Annotated in this window: 22 protein-coding genes; 12 read left to right on the plus strand and 10 right to left on the minus strand. The window is 66.4% G+C overall.

The window, feature by feature from the left end:
- Positions 1-207: 207 nt before the first annotated feature.
- Positions 208-834, minus strand: a complete 627-nt coding sequence (locus ASF00_RS08650) for a glutathione S-transferase family protein (protein WP_055877375.1) — start codon at positions 832-834, stop codon at positions 208-210.
- A 104-nt stretch (positions 835-938) separates the two neighbouring features.
- On the opposite strand from ASF00_RS08650, the gene ASF00_RS08655 reads away from it, so the two are divergent.
- Entirely contained in the window at positions 939-2,354 is a 1,416-nt protein-coding gene (locus tag ASF00_RS08655) for a dihydrolipoyl dehydrogenase (protein WP_156348267.1), read from the plus strand.
- A 46-nt stretch (positions 2,355-2,400) separates the two neighbouring features.
- Here ASF00_RS08655 and ASF00_RS08660 read toward each other — a convergent pair whose 3' ends face one another.
- Positions 2,401-2,601 (minus strand): hypothetical protein, encoded by a 201-nt coding sequence (locus ASF00_RS08660; RefSeq protein ID WP_055877383.1) that lies wholly within the window; start codon positions 2,599-2,601, stop codon positions 2,401-2,403.
- A gap of 108 nt (positions 2,602-2,709) precedes the next feature.
- On the opposite strand from ASF00_RS08660, the gene paoA reads away from it, so the two are divergent.
- The 4 genes from paoA to ASF00_RS08680 all read left to right on the plus strand — a co-directional run bounded on the left by paoA (position 2,710) and on the right by ASF00_RS08680 (position 7,549).
- Positions 2,710-3,354 carry an aldehyde dehydrogenase iron-sulfur subunit PaoA gene (gene paoA / locus ASF00_RS08665; RefSeq protein ID WP_055877385.1) on the plus strand — a complete coding sequence of 215 codons (645 nt, stop codon included), beginning with the start codon at positions 2,710-2,712 and terminating at the stop codon, positions 3,352-3,354.
- A complete protein-coding gene (locus tag ASF00_RS08670; protein WP_055877387.1) occupies positions 3,351-4,301 on the plus strand; it encodes an FAD binding domain-containing protein in 951 nt (316 codons plus the stop codon). Before paoA ends, ASF00_RS08670 begins: the two co-directional genes overlap by 4 nt.
- Positions 4,302-4,306: 5 nt before the next feature.
- Positions 4,307-6,499 carry an aldehyde oxidoreductase molybdenum-binding subunit PaoC gene (paoC, locus tag ASF00_RS08675; protein WP_055877389.1) on the plus strand — a complete coding sequence of 731 codons (2,193 nt, stop codon included), beginning with the start codon at positions 4,307-4,309 and terminating at the stop codon, positions 6,497-6,499.
- 90 nt (positions 6,500-6,589) lie between these two features.
- Complete coding sequence (locus ASF00_RS08680) at positions 6,590-7,549, plus strand: NAD(P)H-dependent flavin oxidoreductase (protein ID WP_055877391.1); 960 nt, start codon at positions 6,590-6,592, stop codon at positions 7,547-7,549.
- An 89-nt stretch (positions 7,550-7,638) separates the two neighbouring features.
- On the opposite strand, the gene ASF00_RS08685 is transcribed toward ASF00_RS08680, so the two are convergent.
- Both ASF00_RS08685 and ASF00_RS08690 read right to left on the minus strand, forming a co-directional pair.
- On the minus strand, positions 7,639-8,094 hold the full coding sequence (locus tag ASF00_RS08685; protein ID WP_055878692.1) for a DUF1465 family protein: 456 nt from the start codon (positions 8,092-8,094) through the stop codon (positions 7,639-7,641).
- A 110-nt stretch (positions 8,095-8,204) separates the two neighbouring features.
- Positions 8,205-8,420: a YdcH family protein gene (locus ASF00_RS08690; protein WP_055877395.1), complete on the minus strand. Its 216-nt coding sequence runs from the start codon at positions 8,418-8,420 to the stop codon at positions 8,205-8,207.
- 277 nt (positions 8,421-8,697) lie between these two features.
- On the opposite strand from ASF00_RS08690, the gene ASF00_RS17995 reads away from it, so the two are divergent.
- A complete protein-coding gene (locus ASF00_RS17995) occupies positions 8,698-8,853 on the plus strand; it encodes a YdcH family protein (RefSeq protein WP_082463337.1) in 156 nt (51 codons plus the stop codon).
- A 55-nt stretch (positions 8,854-8,908) separates the two neighbouring features.
- Here the strand turns inward: ASF00_RS17995 and ASF00_RS08695 are convergent, their stop codons facing one another.
- The 5 genes from ASF00_RS08695 to ASF00_RS08710 all read right to left on the minus strand — a co-directional run bounded on the left by ASF00_RS08695 (position 8,909) and on the right by ASF00_RS08710 (position 11,787).
- Positions 8,909-9,298 (minus strand): PilZ domain-containing protein, encoded by a 390-nt coding sequence (locus ASF00_RS08695; RefSeq protein WP_156348268.1) that lies wholly within the window; start codon positions 9,296-9,298, stop codon positions 8,909-8,911.
- 155 nt (positions 9,299-9,453) lie between these two features.
- Complete coding sequence (dksA, locus tag ASF00_RS08700) at positions 9,454-9,918, minus strand: RNA polymerase-binding protein DksA (protein ID WP_055877398.1); 465 nt, start codon at positions 9,916-9,918, stop codon at positions 9,454-9,456.
- 690 nt (positions 9,919-10,608) lie between these two features.
- On the minus strand, positions 10,609-10,923 hold the full coding sequence (locus tag ASF00_RS18000) for a hypothetical protein (protein WP_056479115.1): 315 nt from the start codon (positions 10,921-10,923) through the stop codon (positions 10,609-10,611).
- Positions 10,924-10,944: 21 nt separating this feature from the next.
- Positions 10,945-11,271: a hypothetical protein gene (locus ASF00_RS18005; protein ID WP_200910515.1), complete on the minus strand. Its 327-nt coding sequence runs from the start codon at positions 11,269-11,271 to the stop codon at positions 10,945-10,947.
- 75 nt (positions 11,272-11,346) lie between these two features.
- A complete protein-coding gene (locus ASF00_RS08710) occupies positions 11,347-11,787 on the minus strand; it encodes a host attachment family protein (RefSeq protein ID WP_055877407.1) in 441 nt (146 codons plus the stop codon).
- A 140-nt stretch (positions 11,788-11,927) separates the two neighbouring features.
- On the opposite strand from ASF00_RS08710, the gene serS reads away from it, so the two are divergent.
- The 5 genes from serS to ASF00_RS08735 all read left to right on the plus strand — a co-directional run bounded on the left by serS (position 11,928) and on the right by ASF00_RS08735 (position 16,921).
- Positions 11,928-13,205 carry a serine--tRNA ligase gene (serS, locus tag ASF00_RS08715; protein ID WP_055877410.1) on the plus strand — a complete coding sequence of 426 codons (1,278 nt, stop codon included), beginning with the start codon at positions 11,928-11,930 and terminating at the stop codon, positions 13,203-13,205.
- On the plus strand, positions 13,205-13,969 hold the full coding sequence (gene surE / locus ASF00_RS08720) for a 5'/3'-nucleotidase SurE (protein WP_055877413.1): 765 nt from the start codon (positions 13,205-13,207) through the stop codon (positions 13,967-13,969). Before serS ends, surE begins: the two co-directional genes overlap by 1 nt.
- Positions 13,969-15,147, plus strand: coding sequence for a M23 family metallopeptidase (locus tag ASF00_RS08725; RefSeq protein ID WP_055877417.1), 1,179 nt, complete (start codon positions 13,969-13,971; stop codon positions 15,145-15,147). The genes surE and ASF00_RS08725 overlap by 1 nt, the downstream gene beginning before the upstream one ends.
- Positions 15,148-15,257: 110 nt before the next feature.
- Positions 15,258-16,496, plus strand: a complete 1,239-nt coding sequence (gene tyrS / locus ASF00_RS08730) for a tyrosine--tRNA ligase (protein ID WP_055877420.1) — start codon at positions 15,258-15,260, stop codon at positions 16,494-16,496.
- An 83-nt stretch (positions 16,497-16,579) separates the two neighbouring features.
- Complete coding sequence (locus ASF00_RS08735; protein WP_235525703.1) at positions 16,580-16,921, plus strand: PilZ domain-containing protein; 342 nt, start codon at positions 16,580-16,582, stop codon at positions 16,919-16,921.
- Between the two features lie 4 nt (positions 16,922-16,925).
- Here ASF00_RS08735 and recG read toward each other — a convergent pair whose 3' ends face one another.
- Positions 16,926-18,977 (minus strand): ATP-dependent DNA helicase RecG, encoded by a 2,052-nt coding sequence (recG, locus tag ASF00_RS08740; RefSeq protein WP_055877423.1) that lies wholly within the window; start codon positions 18,975-18,977, stop codon positions 16,926-16,928.
- A gap of 72 nt (positions 18,978-19,049) precedes the next feature.
- Here recG and ASF00_RS08745 point away from each other — a divergent pair, with 72 nt between their 5' ends.
- Entirely contained in the window at positions 19,050-19,316 is a 267-nt protein-coding gene (locus ASF00_RS08745; protein WP_055877427.1) for an FAD assembly factor SdhE, read from the plus strand.
- Positions 19,317-19,350 lie beyond the last annotated feature (34 nt).

The raw sequence follows: 19,350 nt of genomic DNA on the forward strand, positions 1-19,350 counted from the left end.
TCACGGTTCCACGCCCGCCTTGCCGGCGAGGTGACCGCGACCGAGCATCAGCCCAGAACATGCTGCGCGTCAACGAGAGCCGCGACGCCAGCGTGACAATTTCACCACACAATCAACCCGCTACCGCTAACACGCGACTGAATACGTATGCGCATCGAGGTGGAAGCCGACGATCCCGACTAGAGGATCGGGATCGTGGTCATCTGCTCAGCGACGCGGTGCCATCAACGGTCCGCCGATCTCGGTGGCAGACAGGAACGCCGGACGCGCGCGCAGACGATCGAGATAGGCGGCAACGTCGGGGTGCTCCTTGAGCAAGCCCGTGCTCTCGGCAATCGCTAGCATGTAGCACATCTGGATATCGGCCAGCATGAGCTGCTCCCCCATCAGATAGGGGCCATCGCCGACACCCGCGGCGATATAATCGAGCGTCTTGGTTACCTCGGGGCCGGTGAACTTCGTCAGGCCCTCAGGCAGGCCGCCCATCCGCTTGCCGAACATCGTCATCATGATCGGCAGCGCGGCCGAGCTTTCGACATATTGCAGCCACTCGTCATGGATGGCCGCCGCATCGCTGTCGATCGGTGGCGAGAAGCGGCGGTCGCCGTAGCGCTCATCGATATAGGCGAGGATCGGCGCGCTCTCCGCCAGCGTCAGGTCGCCATCGACGAGCACGGGGGCCTTGCCGAGCGGATGGATCGCTTTCAGCTCGGGCGGCGCACGGAAGTTCGCGTCGCGCTCATATTTGACGAGGTCATATTCGATCCCGAGCTCTTCGAGCAGCCAGATCACGCGGATCGACCGCGAGTAGTTCAGATGGTGCAGCGTTAACATAAGCGTCCTTCGACACGGGAATGTGCTGCCCCTCGGAACGGCCGGGCGGCATCGAAGGTTTCGTTGACCGCACTCCCGGAATCCTCCGGCAACGGAGACCCATGATGACCAACCTGACCTGCGATGTCGCGATCATCGGTGCGGGGACCGCCGGCCTCGCCGCCGAGCGTAGCGCTCGCCGCAACGGCGCCAAGACGCTCCTGATTGACGAGGGCTTTGGCGGCACGACCTGCGCCAGCGTGGGATGTATGCCCTCCAAGCTGTTGATCGCGGCTGGCAATGCTATGCACGCAGTCGAGCAGGCCAAGGTTTTCGGGGTCGAGGCTTCGGCCCAGGTCGACGGCGTTGCGGTGATGGCGCGGGTCCGCAAGCAGCGCGATGCTTTCGTCGCCGGGGTCGAAACGTCGATCGACAAATTGCCCGACGAAGTGAAGATCGAGGCACGCGCAAAATTTGCAGGCGCGACGATTCTGGCGCTCAGCGACGGGCGTCAGGTCCATGCGAAATCCGTTGTGATCGCGACCGGATCGAGCCCCGCAATCCCCGACATGTTCGACGCCGTGCGCGACCGCGTGCTGACCAACGAGAGCATCTTCGAGCTGAAGGACCTGCCAGGCTCGATCGGCGTGGTCGGCGCAGGCGCGCTCGGGCTCGAACTCGCACAGGCGATGGCGCGGCTCGGCGTCGAGACGATGGTGTTCGACACCGGCGAGACGATCGGCGGGCTGAAGGATCCCCATGTCGCGGAGGCGTATCACGCGATCCTGTCGCGTGAGATGCCGATCCTGCTGGGCGTCGATCTCAAGGCCGACCCCGATGGCGACGGCGTCGCGCTGTCCTGGACGGGCTCGGCGTCGGGCAGCAAGCGCTTCGATTATCTGCTCGTCGCGACGGGCCGGCCACCGCGGATCAAGGATATCGGGCTCGAGACGACCGGTCTTGCGCTCGACGACCACGGGATGCCCGACTATGACTGCGACACGATGCAGTGTGGCAGTGCGCCGATCTTCATCGCCGGCGACGCGGACCATGATCGCGCGGTGCTGCACGAGGCGTCGGCGGAGGGCATGATCGCGGGGCGCAACGCGGCGAGCTATCCCGAGGTCACGCCGGGCAAGCGCACCGTCCCGTTCGCGATCACCTTCACGCACCCCAATGTCGCGGTGATCGGCAAGATCGCCAAGGACGACGAAGCCGACAGCGTGATCGGCGCCGCCTCCTATGACGATCAGGGGCGCGCGAAGGTCGAGGCGTGCAATGCCGGGCTGGTGCGTTTCTACGCCGACCGCCGCGACGGCCGCCTGACGGGCGCGACGATGGCGGGGCCGGCCGTAGAGCACAGCGCGCACCTGATCGCCTGGGCGATCCAGAGCGGCTGGACCGCGACCGAGGTGCTCGATCTGCCCTTCTATCATCCGACGTTCGAGGAGGGGATGAAGGATGCGCTGCGGTCGATCTGCGCCGAGGTGCATTCGCCGACGCCGCCGGATCGCGATGACGGGTTCACGCCTGGGACGTAAACGCCCACCTGATCCTCCCCCGCAGGGGGGAGGGTTGACCAGTGATCTAGTCCTCCAAATCCAGATACGCGACGACGTCGTTTTCCGTCGCCAGATACAACCCCGCCTGCACATCTTCCTCCTGCCGCGCAGCAATCCCCAGCGCCTCGTTCAACGGCCCATAGAACAAGGTCGTCGCCGCCCCGCCCTCCCCGCTATCGTCCAGATGATAGAGCCGGACCGACACGCCGGAAGAAATCGTCCGCATTACAACACCCTATCGCAAACCAGATGACCAAATATTCACGGAACCAAATCCGCCTTAGCGCAACTTTGGCCGTCCTCACGTGTTATGCTAGCAGATACAGGGGTTTATATGCATCAGGATGAAGGTTTTCCGGTGTCGCGCCGTGGCGTGATTGCCGGCGGTGTCGCGTCGGCTACGCTGGCCGCAGCACCCGCAGCGCAGGCGCAGACGCAGGGTAGCGCGCAGCCGGCCCCGCCGACGATGCCGGTCACGCTCAAGGTGAACGGCCGCACGACCAAGATCACTGTCGACACGCGGACCACGCTGCTCGATGCGCTGCGCGAAAATTTGAAGCTCACCGGCACCAAGAAGGGCTGCGATCACGGTCAGTGCGGCGCGTGCACAGTGATCGTCGAGGGTCGCCGGATCAACAGCTGCCTGACGCTCGCTGTGATGCACGAAGGCGAGGAGGTCACCACGATTGAAGGCCTCGGCACGCCCGAGAAACTCCACGCGATGCAGGCCGCGTTCGTCAAGCATGACGGGTATCAGTGCGGCTATTGCACGCCCGGCCAGATCTGCTCGGCGGTCGCCACGCTCGGCGAGATCAAGGCAGGCATCCCCAGCCACGTTACCGGCGACATCGCCGCGCAGCCGACCGTCAGCACCGACGAACTGCGCGAGCGGATGAGCGGCAACATCTGCCGCTGCGGCGCCTATGCCAACATCATCGACGCGATCCACGACGTCGCGGGCACGGAGCGCACGGCATGAAGGCCTTTACCTATGAGCGCGCCACCTCGGCCAAGGAGGCCGCGAGCGCCGCGGCCCGCATGCCGGGCGCCAAGTTCATCGCGGGCGGCACCAACCTGCTCGACCTGATGAAGCTGCAGATCGAGACGCCGCAGCATCTCATCGACGTCAACGGTCTGGACCTCGACAAGATCACGCCGACCGCCGACGGGGGCCTGCGCGTCGGGGCGCTGGTCCGCAACACCGATCTCGCCGCCGATGCGCGCGTGCGCAAGGATTACGGCGTGCTCAGCCGCGCGCTGGTATCCGGCGCGAGCGGACAGCTCCGCAACAAGGCGACCACCGCGGGCAACCTGCTCCAGCGCACGCGCTGCCCCTATTTCTACGACACCACCAAGCCCTGCAACAAGCGTCAGCCGGGCAGCGGTTGCGCCGCGATCGGCGGGTTCAACCGCAACCTCGCGATCATGGGGACGAGCGAGGCGTGCATCGCCACGCATCCGAGCGACATGGCGGTGGCGATGCGCGTGCTCGACGCGACCGTGGAGACGGTGAACGCCGCCGGCGCCACCCGCGCGATCCCGATCGCCGACTTCCACCGGCTGCCTGGTGCGACGCCGAACATCGAGACGGCGCTGGCCCCGGGCGAACTCATCACCGCCGTGACCTTGCCCAAGCCGATCGGCGGCACGCACATCTACCAGAAGGTGCGCGACCGTGCGTCCTACGCCTTCGCGCTGATCTCGGTTGCGGCCGTCATCCAGCCTGACGGTCGTGGGCGGCTCGCCTTTGGTGGCCTCGCGCACAAGCCCTGGCGCGTCGAGGCCGCCGAGGCGCAGATGCCCAATGGCGCCAAGGCCACCGCAGCGGCGGTTCTCGCCGGCGCCCGCACCACCTCACAGAACGCGTTCAAGCTGCCGTTGGTCGAACGCACCATCGGCGCCGTGTTCGAAGACGCGAAGGCCTGACGCCCATGAAATTCGATACCCCCGCCACCGCCAATCCCACCGACCAGATGAAGGTGCTCGGCAAGCCGATCGATCGTATCGACGGCAAGCTGAAGACGACCGGCACCGCGCACTACGCCTATGAGCGGAGCGACGCCGCACCGAACGCGGCCTATGGCTACATTCTCGGGTCTTCGATCGCCAAGGGCCGGATCGAGAGCATCGACGTCGCCGACGCCAAGGCGGCGCCCGGCGTGCTCGCGGTGGTCACCTATGAGAATGCCGGCAAGATCGGCAAGGCCAAGAACCACACCGCACGGATGCTCGCGGGCCCCGACGTCCAGCATTACGACCAGGCCGTCGCCGTCGTCGTCGCCGAGACGTTCGAGCAGGCGCGCGCTGCCACCAAGCTTTTGCGCGTCAATTATGCGCGGGCGAAAGGTAATTTCGACCTCGCCGCGTCGCAGGGCTCGGCGACCAAGCCCAAGAGCGGCACCCCCGACACAGCCGTCGGCGACTTTGCCGGCGCGTTCGCCAAGGCGGCGGTGAAGGTCGACGAGCGCTACACCACGCCCGACCAGAGCCATCAGATGATGGAGCCACATTCGACGACCGCGGCGTGGACGAACGACAAGCTGACGCTGTGGACATCGAACCAGATGATCGCCTGGGCGGTCGGCGACATGAGCGAGACGCTGCTGATCCCGAAGGACAACATTCATGTGATGTCGCCTTATGTCGGCGGTGGCTTCGGGTCGAAGCTCTGGATCCGCAGCGATGCGGTGATGGCGGCGCTCGGCTCGCGCGCGATCGGCGGTCGGCCGGTCAAGCTCTCGCTTGCGCGTCCACAGGTGATGAACAACACCACGCACCGCCCCGCGACGATCCAGCGCCTGCGCATCGGTGCGCAGAAGGACGGCAAGATCACCGCGATCGCGCATGAGAGCTGGTCGGGCGACCTGCCCGGCGGTGGACCCGAGACCGCGCCGAACGCGACTCGTCTGCTGTACGCCGGCGCCAACCGCATGACCGCGACGCGTCTCGCCGTGCTTGACCTTCCCGAGGGCAACGCAATGCGTGCACCGGGCGAGGCGGTCGGCCTACTCGCGCTCGAAGCGGCGATGGACGAGCTGGCCGAGAAGCTGAAGATGGACCCGGTCCAGCTGCGCATCGTCAACGACACGCAGGTCGATCCCGAAAAGCCGTCGCGCCAGTTCTCGCAGCGCGATCTGGTCGGCTGCCTGAAGACCGGCGCCGAACGCTTCGGCTGGAACAAGCGCAATCCCGTACCAGGCCAGGTCCGCGACGGCCGCTGGCTGGTCGGCATGGGCATGGCGTCGGCGTTTCGCGACAATGTGACGATGAAGTCGGGTGCGCGCGTCGGAATCGACAAGAAGGGCATGGTGACGGTCGCCACCGACATGACTGATATCGGCACGGGCAGCTACACGATCATCGGCCAGACCGTCGCCGAGATGATGGGCGTACCGATGGACAAGGTCATCGTGCTGCTTGGCGACAGCAGCTTCCCGGCCTCGTCGGGGTCGGGCGGCCAGTGGGGCGGCAACAGCTCGACCGCGGGCGTCTATGCAGCCTGCATGGCGCTGCGCGAACGCGTCGCGCAGAAGCTCGGGTTCAACGCGACCGACGTCGTTTTCGAGGACGGCAAGGTGAAGTCGGGCAACCGCAGCGTCTCGCTGTCCGAGGCTGCGGGCGACGCCGGCCTCTCAGCCGAGGATTCGATCGAGTTCGGCGATCTGACCAAGACCTATGCACAGGCCACGTTCGGCGCGCATTTCGTCGAGGTCGGAGTCGATTCGGCCACCGGTGAGATCCGTGTCCGCCGGATGAGCGGTGCGTTTGCCGCCGGGCGTATCCTCAACCCGAAATCGGCGCGCAGCCAGGTCATCGGTGCGATGACGATGGGCGTCGGCGCGGCGCTGATGGAGGACGCGATCGTCGACACGCGCTTCGGCTATTTCGTCAATCACGACCTCGCCGAATATCATGTCCCCGCGCATGCCGACATTCCGATGCAGGACGTGTTCTTCATGGACGAGCTGGACGAGAAGTCCTCGCCGATGAAGGCCAAGGGCATCGGCGAACTCGGGCTGTGCGGCGTCGGCGCGGCGATCGCCAACGCGGTCTACAATGCGTGCGGCGTCCGCGTCCGCGAATATCCGCTGACGCTCGACAAGATGATCGGCAAGATGGTCTGATACCCTGCCCTCCATCTGGCCGGAACGTCGGTCGGGTGGAGGGCGAAACCGGCTCTGGCGCGCGCGATTGCGTTGCGCTAGAAAACCGGCATGACCGTACCCGCCATTCTAAAAAACCTGCGACTCCCCGTCATCGGCTCGCCGCTGTTCATCATTTCTGGACCGGAACTGGTGATCGCGCAGTGCAAGGCGGGTATCGTCGGGTCGTTCCCGGCACTCAACGCGCGGCCGCAGGCGCTGCTCGACGAATGGCTGCACCGGATCACCGAGGAGCTGAGCGCACACAACCGCGCGAATCCCGACCGGCCCGCCGCGCCCTTCGCGGTCAACCAGATCGTCCACAAGTCGAACGACCGCCTCGAAAGCGACCTCGCGACCTGTGCCAAGTGGCAGGTGCCGATCGTCATCACCTCGCTCGGCGCGCGCGAAGACCTGAACACCGCGGTGCATGGCTGGGGCGGCATCACGCTCCACGACGTGATCGACGACCGGTTTGCGCGCAAGGCGATCGAAAAGGGCGCGGACGGTCTGATCGCGGTCGCGGCCGGCGCGGGCGGTCACGCCGGCCGCCTGTCGCCGTTCGCGATCATCCAGGAAATCCGCCAGTGGTTCGATGGCCCGCTGGCGCTGTCGGGCTCGATCGCAACGGGTGACGCGGTCCTGGCCGCACAGGCGATGGGCGCCGATTTCGGCTATATCGGCTCGCCGTTCATCGCGACCACCGAAGCCAATGCGGATCAGGCGTACAAGGACGGCATCGTCGCGGGCAAGGCCTCCGACATCGTCTATTCGAACCTGTTCACCGGCGTGCACGGCAACTATCTGCGCGCGTCGATCGAGGCTGCGGGCATGGACCCCGACAATCTGCCCGAGGGCGATCTGAAGACGATGGACTTCGGCGGTGGCAATGGGTCGAAGCCCAAGGCCTGGCGCGACATCTGGGGTTCGGGCCAGGGCATCGGCGCGGTCAGCAAGGTCGAGAGCGTCGCCGACCGCGTCGACCGCCTGGAGCGCGAATACCGTGCGGCACGGGCGCGGCTGGCGCTCTAAATCGGCGGCGATGCGGCGTCGGTCGAGCGCATCGTCCTTACGCCTGACAAGTCCGGACGCTCCTCCACGTGCCGGGCGCAAAGGGCATTTCAGAACGCCTGGGCAAGCAGCCGCTGCATCGATCGCGCCGGGCTGGCGCCGTGTACCGCGTCGAGTCCGCGATCAAGGCGGTCGACGCGGCGATGGAGGTCGGCGCTGGCCTCGATCAGCGTCCGCGCGCGGAGCGGCAGGCTGTCGAGCAGCGCCTGCTCAGTGATCGGGGCATCACCGAGCCGGCGCGCTGGATCAAGCGCATCGCGGGGCTGCAACTCGCCGGCCTGCACCGCACGTTGCGTCAGAAGCCAGGCGATGACGTGCATCAGTCGCGTCGTCACCTTGAGCGACTCGCAACTGAAGCTCACGCGGATCAGCGGATCAAGCGCCTCGCGCTCCGCGCGCCCCGCCTCGTCGAAATAGGTTCGCGCCTCGTCGGCCAGTAGCATCGCCTCGCTATACAGCGCGTCGACCAAGCGTTGCTGCAACCGCGATTCATTCAGTCCGTTCATGGGCTTGGGATGCCATAGCCACCCCGCACCGCCCAGCATGATGAACGGTGACGCCTGCGGCAATCTGTTCGAAACGTCCCAAAACGACGCAATCGGGCCCGATCGCGCGATCAGGCGATGATATCCGGAACCAGAATGTCCTCGCACGCGGCGATCTCGTCGCGGAGCCGCAATTTACGCTTCTTGAGACGCGCAATCTGCAGCTGGTCCGGCACGGTCAGCATCGTGAGCGCGGCGATCGCATCATCGAGGTCCCGGTGCTCGATGCGCATAGCATCGAGCCGAATTCGCAGCTGGGCCTCGTCCACGCTGTCCCTGAGATACATGCCGATCCTCCGTCGCTAAGGTCCTTAGCAAATGCGCGCGCGCTGGCGAGCGTTAAAGCGGCGCGGAGCGACAGGATCGACGACGCAGGTACTGTGTTGCGAGTCGGATGGCCGGCGGTGGGCGTAGTACGGCCCCGGGCAGGCGTCACCATTCACCTCGACAACGGGTCGTCGCGCCAAATCGCTCACTCAATCGAATTGGTCGATTTCCGATGAAGACATTTCGAAGACACGGTGGTTTACTGAGTCCCCAACCGAATGCAGGAGGTACTTCACCGTGCAGACGACGCATCAGACAGCTCTGGAAACCAAGCACGCCGTGCTCGACCAGCGGATCGCAGCCGAGACCCACCGCCCCTTGCCCGATGCCGCCATCCTTGCCAGCCTGAAGAAGCAGAAACTGCGCCTGAAAGAAGAGATCGTCAGCCTCTGACGACAGATCGTGCGGTCGCTGGACCGGCCGAGCGCCGAGGAATGACCGTCACCGACTACAAACCCAGCAAGCCGGTTTTGGCGCCGCCGCCGACCGGCTTGCGGGCTTTCTTGGGGTCAATCGGCGTATCCAGCGCGATGCCCATCCGGCCTGCGGCACACCAGGCGACCTTGCCGACGATCTCGCCTATGCCGCGCAAGTCGAGCCACACACGGGTTCCGACATCGGCGGGCGTGTCGAGTTCGATCATCAGCCCGCCCTCGGACAGGTTGCGAACACGCACCTCATGCACCGTACGCTGCTCGCCGAGCCGACACTGCGCCACCAACAACAGGCTGTCGCGCGCCTTTGCACGCTGACCTGTGCCAGGCCCGTTCGATGTCACGTGTTCCGACGGCGCGCTGCCATCGACATCCCCGGGGGTCCTGCGATCGAAACCGTCCATCATCATCCCGCACCGTCGAGGCCCATGAGCAGGGCCATGTCTGAAGCATAGCCCAAAACGCCTGCCGAAACACTTAACGACGGGCGCGGGCCGGAATCAGCCTTAATCGAGGCGCGGACGATCGGGTATCCCTCAATCGGTCCCTGCGCGAGACATTAGTCCTCGCGCGAGACCTTCTCGTTGCGTTCGTGCCGCTCCTGCGCCTCGACGGTCATCGTCGCGATCGGTCGTGCCTCGAGCCGTGCCAGGCTGATCGGTTCGCCGGTCACTTCGCAATAGCCATATTCGCCCTCGTCGATTCGGCGGATCGCCGCCTCGATCTTGGAGACGAGCTTGCGCTGCCGATCGCGGGTACGAAGTTCGATCGACCAGTCGGTCTCGCTCGACGCACGATCGGTCAGATCGGCCTCGCGCAGCGAATCCACTTGCAACTGCGACAGCGTTTCCTGTGATTCCCGCAGGATCGCCTCTTTCCATGCCTGGAGCTTGCGGCGGAAATACGCCTGCTGCTTCAGGCTCATGAAAGGTTCGTCGGCGTCGGGCCGATAGGTGTCGTCACCACAGTCATTGGCAGCGTCTGGACTGGAATTCTCGCTCGTACGATTCATAACGGTCGCCATACCACTCTCCCTCTGGCCCCGTCGGATCAACCACGCTGATCTCCGAGGGCCACCCCCAAATGGTGAATGCGCCTATAGGCGCGCACGGACACGACCACAAGCGACCCGACTTGCACAAACGAAGCCGAATCCGACATTTTATTTCGCGCGCGCGATCCGCGGTTTCATCGATACCGAGCCACCTCTACCTATTCAGCGTGCTTGCGAGGTCGCCTTCGACGTGGCGTTTATGTCCCAAGCCGGTACGTTAAGCGTGTCCGTCGGCAGAAGACGTACGTTAATTGATGATTAACCATTCCAAACATGGTTAACGCTATTGCACTTAATGGTTTGTTTTGCAGTTAGTCGGATAGCAGTTTCGTAACGCTGCACACGGGGATCCGGCAACACGACGTGCCGGCAACGAAAGAGTGACGATATGTCGGTTAGGATGGCTTTGGCCAAGTTGTGCGCTTGCGCGTGTGGTGGTGCCCTGATCGGCGGTGGCGCCGTGCATGTCGCCGAGCGGCCCACTCGCACCGAAAACGCCAAGCGGGTGCTCGTCAAGCGAGTCGCGCGACCCCAGATCGCCGCGGTCCACCGGCCCCGCGTCCGTCGCGTGACGACGACCACGCGAACGGCATGCGCGCCGACCGTGGTGACGGTCGCCAGTGCGACCCCCGTGCCGATCCCGGCCCCCGTCGGACAAGGCTATATCGGCGGCGGTGGTGCCGGCAGCGCCCCGGTAATCGGCGGCGGCGGCGGATTTTTCGGTGGCGGATTCGGCGGTGGCTTTGGTGGCGGCTTCGGCGGCAGCGGCGGATCGAGCGGCAGCATCGTGATCTCGTCGACGTCGAGCGGCGGGTCGACCTCGACCGGCGGATCGTCGAGCAGCACTGGCGGTGCCCAAATCTCCAGTACATCGTCGTCGAGCGGCAACGTATCGACGTCGTCGAGCAGCGCGTCGTCGGCATCCTCCGCATCCTCGGCCTCGTCCGCCAGCAGCGGCAGTTCGTCGGGAGGCAAGCCCGGTCACGACGGGTCGAGCTATGGCTCGAGCAGCAAGGGCTGGGGATCGAACGGCGGCTGGAATTCGACCGGCGGGTGGAGCTCCAACGGATCGTCGGGCAGTTCGGCCTCGTCGGGCAGCAGCGCGTCGTCGGCAAGCTCAAGCGGCTCGAGCGCGAGCAGCGCCAGCAGCGCGTCAAGTGCCAGCAGCGCCAGTTCGAGCGGCAGCACCGGGTCGAGCGGTGGCCCCCCCGCCCCGGTTCCCGCACCGCCGATGGTCCTGCTGTTCGGCGCGGCGGCCGCAGCGCTCGTCGCCCGCAAACGCTTCGCCAAGCCGGCTGCGATCACCGCCTGACGTGATCGCAATATGCCAAAAAGGCCCCGCCGGACATATCCGTCGGGGCCCTTTTCGTATGCGCGACGACCACGCAACCGCGATGATCAGGCGGCCTTGAGCGCCTTTTCGATGTCGGCGATCGGATGGCCAGTCAGGTCCTTGTCGAGTTCGCCGGCCAGCCGGTTGCTGACCTCCTTGTGATAATGCTTGCGCATCTCGCCGAGCGTCTTGGGCGGCGCGACGATGATCAGCGAGTCGAAATCATTCTTCAATGCGCGTGTCTTGAGGAAGTCGGCCGCATCGGCGGCGAAACGATCCTCTTCGATTTGGTGAAAATCGGTCGGCTCAACCGAACTCCGCGCCGCGCCCTGCGGCGAGGAGGCCCGTCCGGCGGAATCGGTCGCCTGGTCGCGCGTCGCGGGGTTGTTCTGTTCGCGCGCTTGTTCGACGACGAGGTTCGGGAATTCATTATCGCCCTCGTTGCGCAGGAACAGCATTTTCCGACCGTCCGCAACGAGTATGACGGTGTTGTGGGGAAGATGCATGCGGTGTCTCCTTTTCGCTGTGCGTGTTGTTGGGAAACGCGCCGCGAACCCGAGAGGTTGCGCACCCTTCCGATCCTCCCCGCCAACGGATTAGGCGGGCCCGCCTTGCGCCCCCGCACCCGTCTCGGCATAGCCCGGTCATGCACGACATACGCCTGATCCGCGACGATCCCGCCGCCTTCGACGCCGCCCTCGCCAAGCGCGGTTTCGCGCCGCAGTCCGCAGCCCTGGTCGCCCTCGACGAACAGCGCCGCGCGACGATCGCGGAGTCGCAGACCGCGCAGACCCGCCGCAACGAGTTGTCGAAGGCAATCGGTCAGGCCAAGGCGCAGAAGGACGAGGCCAAGGCGCAGGCGCTGATGGCCGAGGTCGCGAGCCTGAAGGCGGCGCTGCCCGCGCTGGAAGCCGAAGAGGCCCGGCTGGGCGACGAGCTCGGCGAGCTGCTCGCCGCGATCCCCAACCTGCCCGCCGCCGACGTGCCGGAGGGCGGCGGCGAGGATGACAACGCGCTCGTCCACACGCGCGGTACGCCCACGACATTCGCCTTCACCGCCCGTGAACACGACGCGATCGGTCCGGCGATCGGCCTCGATTTCGAGACCGGCGCGGCGATGTCCGGCGCGCGCTTCACGCTGGTCCGCGGACCTGCCGCCAGGCTGCAACGCGCGCTCGGCCAGTTCATGCTCGATCATGTCGCCGAGGCGGGCTTCGAGCAAGTATCGCCGCCGCTGCTGGTCCGCGACGAAGCCGTATTCGGTACCGGCCAGTTGCCGAAATTCTCGGAGGATCTGTTCCGCACGACCGACGGCCGCTGGCTGATCCCGACCGCCGAGGTGAGCCTCACCAACATCGTCCGCGAGCAGATCCTGAGCGAGGGCGAACTGCCGCTACGCTTTACCGCGCTGACGCCGTGCTTCCGCTCCGAGGCGGGCGCCGCGGGTCGCGACACGCGCGGCTATATTCGCCAGCATCAGTTCGACAAGGTCGAGATGGTCGCGATCGTCACCCCAGACATGTCGGAGGCCGAGCATGAGCGGATGACGGCGTGCGCGGAAGGCGTTCTCGACGCCTTGCAGCTGCCGTTCAGGCGGATGCTCCTATGCACCGGCGATATGGGGTTCACCGCCGCACGCACCTATGATCTCGAAGTCTGGCTGCCGGGCCAGGCGCGCTATCGCGAGATAAGCAGCGTCTCGACGTGCACCGATTTCCAGGCGCGGCGGATGAACGCGCGCTATCGGCCCGAGGGCGAGAAGGGGACGCGGTTCGTCCACACGCTCAACGGCTCGGCGCTCGCAGTCGGTCGCACGCTCGTCGCGGTACTGGAGAATTACCAGCAGGCGGACGGCGCGGTCGCCGTACCCGCCGTGCTCCAGCCGTATCTCGGCGGGCTGACCGTTCTGGAGCCCAAGCGCTGATGCGGATCCTGCTGACCAACGACGACGGCTATCATGCGCCCGGGCTGAAGGTGCTGGAGACAATCGCGCGGACCTTGTCCGACGATATCTGGATCGTCGCGCCCGCTGAGGAACAGTCGGGCGCGGGCCATTCGCTGACGCTGTCGCGGCCGATCCGTGTGCGCAGGCACGGCGAGCAGCGCTATGCGGTCGCGGGAACGCCGACCGATGCGGTGATGATGGCGCTCGCCAAGATCATGAAGGATGGGCCGCCTGACCTGATCCTGTCGGGCGTCAACCGCGGCGCGAACCTGGCCGAGGACGTGACCTATTCGGGGACCGTCTCGGCAGCGATGGAGGGCGCGCTGGGCGGTATCCGGTCGATCGCGCTGAGCCAGATCTACAGTCGCGAGGGGATGGGCGACAGCGTACCGTTCGAAGCCGCCGCGGCGTGGGGCGAGCGCGTCCTGCGACCGTTGATCGATGCGCCGCTCGCACCGCGGACGCTGGTCAACGTCAACTTTCCTGCCAGCCGAGCGGACGCGGTGAAGGGCGTGCGCGTCGTCGGCCAGGGCCTGCGCGATTATGGCCGGCTGCAGATCGTCACCAACACAGATCCGCGCGGCTACGAGTATCACTGGTTCGCGCTTGGCCGGACCGTCGAGACACCCGCGCACGCGACCGATCTCGAAGCGACCACGGACGGGTACGTTTCGGTCACGCCGCTGCATCTCGACCTGACGCATGTCGAGTCGCTGGACATGCTCGCACAGGCCTATCGGTGATGCGGCGTGCGGGTGTTCTGGCGTCGCTGGCGACGCTCGCGCTGACCGCATGCATTCCTAAGGTCGATCGCCCTGCGGGCTACGGCACCCCGCCGCAGCGCCCGTACCGCGAATCCGCGCCCCGCCGCGACGATCCGCCCCGCGCGCGGGACGATGTCCCGCGCGATGACAGGGCCCGCGACGACAGGGCCCGCGACGACAGGCCTCGCGATGACAGGCCGCCGCAGGACATTCCCGGACGCGATACCGGTGAGGTCACCACCCTGCCCGCTCCGCGCCCCGCCTGGGAGGCGCGGCCGGTCAGTGCGGATGCGAAGACTACTCCCGACGCCATTTACGTCGTCCGGCCCGGCGATACGCTGGGCCACGTGGTCGATCGCAGCGGTGCGAGCCTTGAGGCGATCGCACGCGCTAACGACCTCCAATCGCCCTATTCGATCCGTGCCGGCCAGCGTTTGCAGATCCCCGGCGGTCGCTATCACCAGGTGCGGCGCGGCGAGACCGGCATCGCGATCGCCCGCGCTTATGGTGTCGAATGGTCGCGGATCGTCGCCGCCAATGCGCTCGTCGAACCATATGTGCTCCGCGCCGACCAGCGCATCCAAATCCCGGGCGGGGTGAGCGGCGGCGCGGCAAGCGCCTCCGAGCGCGCGCGGGCGTTCACGCTCGACATCGACGACATCTTGACGGGCGGCGAACCCGCCCTCGCCAGCAACCAGGCGCCGGCAAGACCCATCGCGACGCCGCGCCGGGTGCTGCCCTCCAACGCCGTCGTCACCGCGCCCGCGCGTCTCGCCAGCGGCGGATTCCTGTGGCCGGTCGACGGCAAGGTCGTGAAGCGCTTCGGGCACGGCGCAAGCGGCGAGCGCAACGATGGGATCAAGATCGCGGTACCGATCTCGACGCCGATCCATGCCGCGGCAGACGGCGTGGTCGCCTATGTCGGCGACGGCATCGCCGCGCTCGGCGGGCTGGTGATCATCAAGCATGGCGGCGGCTGGACGAGCGTGTACGGACACGCGTCGAAGCTGCTGGTGCAACGCGGCCAGAGCGTCAAGCGCGGCCAGACGATCGCGCTGTCGGGCGACACCGGGTTTGCGGACCGGCCGGAGCTGCACTTCGAACTGCGCAAGGGGCGGACGCCGGTGGATCCCTCGTCGCAACTGCCGCGGAGCTAAGATTGTTCTCCCGCGAAGGCGGGAGCCTAGACTGGGTCCCCGCCTTCGCGGGGAAACAAGTTTCGCGGACGACGTTTTCCTAATCGACCTTTTGTCCTAAGCGCGCATTCATGACCTACCAGTCCGACCTGCTCACCACGCTGACCTCGCGCGGCTATGTCCACCAGATGACCGACGCCGCCGCGCTCGACGCGCTTGCGGGCAAGCAGGTCGTGCCCGGCTATATCGGCTTCGATCCGACCGCACCGTCGCTCCACGTCGGCAGCCTCGTCCAGATCATGCTGCTGCGCCGGTTGCAGCAGACCGGGCACAAGCCGATCGTCCTGATGGGCGGCGGCACCGGCAAGATCGGCGATCCGAGCTTCAAGGACGAAGCGCGCAAGCTGCTCGGCGAGGACGGCATCAAGGCCAATGTCGCCTCGATCCGCCGCATCTTCGAGAGGTTCCTGACCTTCGCGCCTGAAGGTGAAGCGGGCGGCCCGACCGACGCGGTCATGCTCGACAACGCCGAGTGGCTCGACGCGCTCGAATATATCCCGTTCCTGCGCGACGTCGGCCAGCATTTCTCGGTCAACCGGATGCTCGCGTTCGACTCGGTCAAGCTACGCCTCGACCGCGAACAGTCGCTGAGCTTCCTCGAATTCAACTACATGATCCTCCAGGCGTATGATTTCCTCGAGCTGTCGCGCCGCGCGGGCTGCCGCTTGCAGATGGGCGGATCGGATCAATGGGGCAACATCGTCAACGGCATCGAGCTAGCGCGGCGGATGGATTCGACCGAGGTGTACGGCGTCACCACGCCGCTGATTACGACCGCGGACGGCGGCAAGATGGGCAAGACCATGTCGGGTGCGGTCTGGCTGCACGAGGATCAGCTGCCAACCTTCGACTATTGGCAATTCTGGCGCAACACCGACGACCGCGACGTCGGCCGTTTCCTCCGGCTGTTCACCGACCTGCCGCTCGACGAGATCGCGCGTCTCGAGGCACTGCCGGGTGCGGAGATCAACGCGGCCAAGATCGTGCTCGCCAACGAAGCGACCGCGATGTGCCGCGGGCGAGCCGCCGCCGAACAGGCGGCCGAGACCGCCCGCAAGACGTTCGAGGAGGGCGCTTCCGGCGATGCGCTTCCGAGTTTAGCCGTGACGGGCGGCACGGTCGGGGTCGTCGAGGCGCTGGTCGCGCTTGGTTTCGTCGCGTCGAATGGCGAGGCGCGTCGGAAGATCGGCGAGGGCGCGGTCCGGGTCGACGGCGAGGCCGTGCGCGATGCCGCGCTCGTGATCGCGGTGTCCAATCCCGTCCGGCTGAGCCTCGGGAAAAAACGACATGCGATGCTAACGCCCTCGTAATAGACGCATTCTCGTTACGAAGAATTCGGCGTTAAGTATCCCTGTTCGTATCCGGTTCACGCCGCCTGGCCTACATCTGGCCGATGTTCACGACCGGGGAACGATCGATGCCGAGCTTCGCCATGGCCGTCCGGGATGCACGCGGCACGCCCCGCGACGAGGTGATGCACCGGACGCGCGCGACCGACGCGACGGGGCGAAGCACCAAGCTGGTGATCGTCAACATCTCGGCGAACGGGTTGATGGCACGCTGCGAGAGTGATCCGGCGGCGGGCGACAGGCTATCTGTCCAACTGCCCATCCTCGGCGATGTCGAGGCGGTCGTGCGCTGGTCGCTCGGCGGGCGGATCGGCTGCGAGCTCGAACGGACGATCCCCCTCGCCGACTATTACGGGATGCTGTCGGTGATGATCCGGCACATCTGACGCTTCAGCCGGACCGGAGCAACGCGACACCGGCATCGCGATCGAACAGGTAGAGCGCGGTGCGCGCCGCCTGACCGCGTGGCCCCTCCAGCCCGCCGTCGCGATCGATCAGCAGCCGTGCATCGTCGTGCGCGCATTGCAGCAGGTCGGCCATCATGTCGGGCGTCGCGAGCCGGAACGCCATCTCGCCCGATTGCTTCGTACCGAGCAGTTCGCCCGCGCCGCGCAACCGCAGATCCTCCTCGGCGATCCGGAACCCGTCATTCGTTTCGCGCATCAATGCGAGGCGTGCGCGTGACGTCTCGCTGAGCGACGATCCGCGCATCAACAGGCAGATTGACCGGCCGGTGCCGCGCCCGACGCGGCCACGTAACTGGTGCAACTGCGCGAGCCCAAAGCGGTCCGCATGCTCGATCACGATCAACGTCGCATTGGGGACATCGACGCCGACCTCGATCACCGTCGTCGCGACCAGAACGGCGGTGCGCGCGGCGGAGAATTCGGCCATCACCGCGTCCTTCTCGACGGGCTTCATCCGGCCATGGACCAGCGCCACCTTGTCGCCGAACCGCGCGCGCAGCGTTTCCGCGCGCATCTCGGCGGCGGCAAGATCGCTCTTCTCGCTCTCCTCGACCAGCGGGCAGACCCAGTATGCCTGCCCCCCGTCCGCCAGATGCCGGCTTAGCGCGTTGACCACGTCGTCGAGCCGGTCCTCCGATATCACGCGCGTCTCGATCGGCTGGCGGCCCGGCGGCATCTCGTCGAGGCGACTGACGTCCATCTCGCCGTACTGCGCGAGCGTCAGCGTGCGCGGGATCGGCGTCGCGGTCATCGCCAGCAGATGCGGCGGCGCGATCCCCTTGGCCTGAAGCGTCATCCGCTGCGCGACACCGAACCGGTGCTGCTCGTCGACCACGACCAGCGCGAGGTCCTTATAGGCCACCGCATCCTGGAAGATCGCGTGCGTGCCGACGAGAATATCGATCTCGCCGCTCGCCAGCGCCATCAGAGTCGCCTCGCGCACGCGGCCCTTGTCGCGTCCGGTGAGCACGCCGACCTCGATCGGCAGCCCGGCGAGCGTCTTTCGCAGCGTCTCGTAATGCTGGCGCGCGAGGATCTCGGTCGGCGCGAGCATCGCCGCCTGCGCGCCCGCCTCGACCGCGATCAGCATCGCCATCGCCGCGACCAGCGTCTTGCCCGAGCCGACATCGCCCTGCAGCAGCCGCAGCATCGGCGCGGTCTGCGCTAGGTCGCCCTCGATCTCGCCGACCGTCCGCGATTGCGCGCCGGTCAGCGTGTAGGGCAGCTTAAGCATGTTCCGCAGCCGTCCGTCGCCGTGCAGCGCCCGCCCCCGCCGCTTGCGCGTGTCGGCGCGGACGAGCGTCATCGCGAGCTGGTTGGCGAACACCTCGTCATAGGCCAGTCGCTCGCGTGCCTTCGCGTCCGACGGGTCGGCATGGATCCGCGCGAGCGATTCGTGCCAGCCGGGCCATTCGCGTTTCGCCTTCAGTCCCGGCTCGATCCATTCGGCGAGGTCGGGCGCACGCGCGACCGCCTGAGTCGTCAGCGCCGCCAGCCGCCGCGAGGTGAGCCCCTCCGACAGCGGATAGATCGGCTCGCGCTCGCGCAACTCCTCGTCCTGCTCGACGATGTCGGGATGGACGATCTGAAGTTCCTGGCCGTACTCATCGAGCCGCCCCGACACGCGCTTGGCCTCGCCGATCGGCAGCAGCTTCTTCGCCCAGCCCGAGCTGCCGCCGAAGAAGACGAGGCTGACATAGTTGCCATGCTCGTCGGTCGCCTGCACGCGTGTCGGGCCTCGGCCCGCGCTCACGCGGTGCTCGCGCGCGGTCAGCGTGATCACGATGATCCGCCCGGCGTCGCTCGCCATCAGCTCGGTGCGGGGTAGCCGATCGACATAGCCGGTGGGCAGATGGAAGGCGACGTCGACGACGCGCGCGAGCCCCAGCCGGTCGAGCGGCTTGGCGAGCGCAGGCCCCACCCCTTTCAGGACGAGGGTTTCGGCGAACAGCGGATTGAGGATTTCGGGTCGCATGACTATCTGCTCCCTATAGCCCAGCCGACGCCCGCCGCCAGCGGTCGCCGGTCAATCGGCGTTGGAGATATCATGGACCACGAAACCCGCCTCAAGCGCCTCGGCTTCCGCAGCTCGCACCGCGGCACGCGCGAAGCCGACATGATGATCGGCGGCTTCTTCGAAACCTATGGCCAGACCTGGACGCCCGAGCAGCTCGACTGGTTCGAGGCGCTGCTGGAGGAGCAGGACGTCGACATCATGGGCTGGGCGATCGGCTCGATTCCGTGCCCACCCGAATGGAACGGCCCGATGATGCAGGCGATGCGCGACATCAATTACGTCACGGTCGTGAAGTAACGCCGCGTAGCACCTCCCCGGCGAAGGCCGGGGC

Origin of the sequence: Sphingomonas sp. Leaf34 (genome assembly GCF_001421805.1) — a bacterium.
Classification (GTDB): domain Bacteria; phylum Pseudomonadota; class Alphaproteobacteria; order Sphingomonadales; family Sphingomonadaceae; genus Sphingomonas.

Bases quoted from the DNA above. Each gene is read 5' to 3' on its own strand.
- ASF00_RS08650 (WP_055877375.1), bottom strand. From the start codon at position 834: ATGTTAACGCTGCACCATCTGAACTACTCGCGGTCGATCCGCGTGATC.
- ASF00_RS08655 (WP_156348267.1), top strand. From the start codon at position 939: ATGACCAACCTGACCTGCGATGTCGCGATCATCGGTGCGGGGACCGCC.
- ASF00_RS08660 (WP_055877383.1), bottom strand. From the start codon at position 2,601: ATGCGGACGATTTCTTCCGGCGTGTCGGTCCGGCTCTATCATCTGGAC.
- paoA (WP_055877385.1), top strand. From the start codon at position 2,710: ATGCATCAGGATGAAGGTTTTCCGGTGTCGCGCCGTGGCGTGATTGCC.
- ASF00_RS08670 (WP_055877387.1), top strand. From the start codon at position 3,351: ATGAAGGCCTTTACCTATGAGCGCGCCACCTCGGCCAAGGAGGCCGCG.
- paoC (WP_055877389.1), top strand. From the start codon at position 4,307: ATGAAATTCGATACCCCCGCCACCGCCAATCCCACCGACCAGATGAAG.
- ASF00_RS08680 (WP_055877391.1), top strand. From the start codon at position 6,590: ATGACCGTACCCGCCATTCTAAAAAACCTGCGACTCCCCGTCATCGGC.
- ASF00_RS08685 (WP_055878692.1), bottom strand. From the start codon at position 8,094: ATGAACGGACTGAATGAATCGCGGTTGCAGCAACGCTTGGTCGACGCG.
- ASF00_RS08690 (WP_055877395.1), bottom strand. From the start codon at position 8,420: ATGTATCTCAGGGACAGCGTGGACGAGGCCCAGCTGCGAATTCGGCTC.
- ASF00_RS08695 (WP_156348268.1), bottom strand. From the start codon at position 9,298: ATGGACGGTTTCGATCGCAGGACCCCCGGGGATGTCGATGGCAGCGCG.
- dksA (WP_055877398.1), bottom strand. From the start codon at position 9,918: ATGGCGACCGTTATGAATCGTACGAGCGAGAATTCCAGTCCAGACGCT.
- ASF00_RS08710 (WP_055877407.1), bottom strand. From the start codon at position 11,787: ATGCATCTTCCCCACAACACCGTCATACTCGTTGCGGACGGTCGGAAA.
- serS (WP_055877410.1), top strand. From the start codon at position 11,928: ATGCACGACATACGCCTGATCCGCGACGATCCCGCCGCCTTCGACGCC.
- surE (WP_055877413.1), top strand. From the start codon at position 13,205: ATGCGGATCCTGCTGACCAACGACGACGGCTATCATGCGCCCGGGCTG.
- ASF00_RS08725 (WP_055877417.1), top strand. From the start codon at position 13,969: ATGCGGCGTGCGGGTGTTCTGGCGTCGCTGGCGACGCTCGCGCTGACC.
- tyrS (WP_055877420.1), top strand. From the start codon at position 15,258: ATGACCTACCAGTCCGACCTGCTCACCACGCTGACCTCGCGCGGCTAT.
- ASF00_RS08735 (WP_235525703.1), top strand. From the start codon at position 16,580: ATGTTCACGACCGGGGAACGATCGATGCCGAGCTTCGCCATGGCCGTC.
- recG (WP_055877423.1), bottom strand. From the start codon at position 18,977: ATGCGACCCGAAATCCTCAATCCGCTGTTCGCCGAAACCCTCGTCCTG.
- ASF00_RS08745 (WP_055877427.1), top strand. From the start codon at position 19,050: ATGGACCACGAAACCCGCCTCAAGCGCCTCGGCTTCCGCAGCTCGCAC.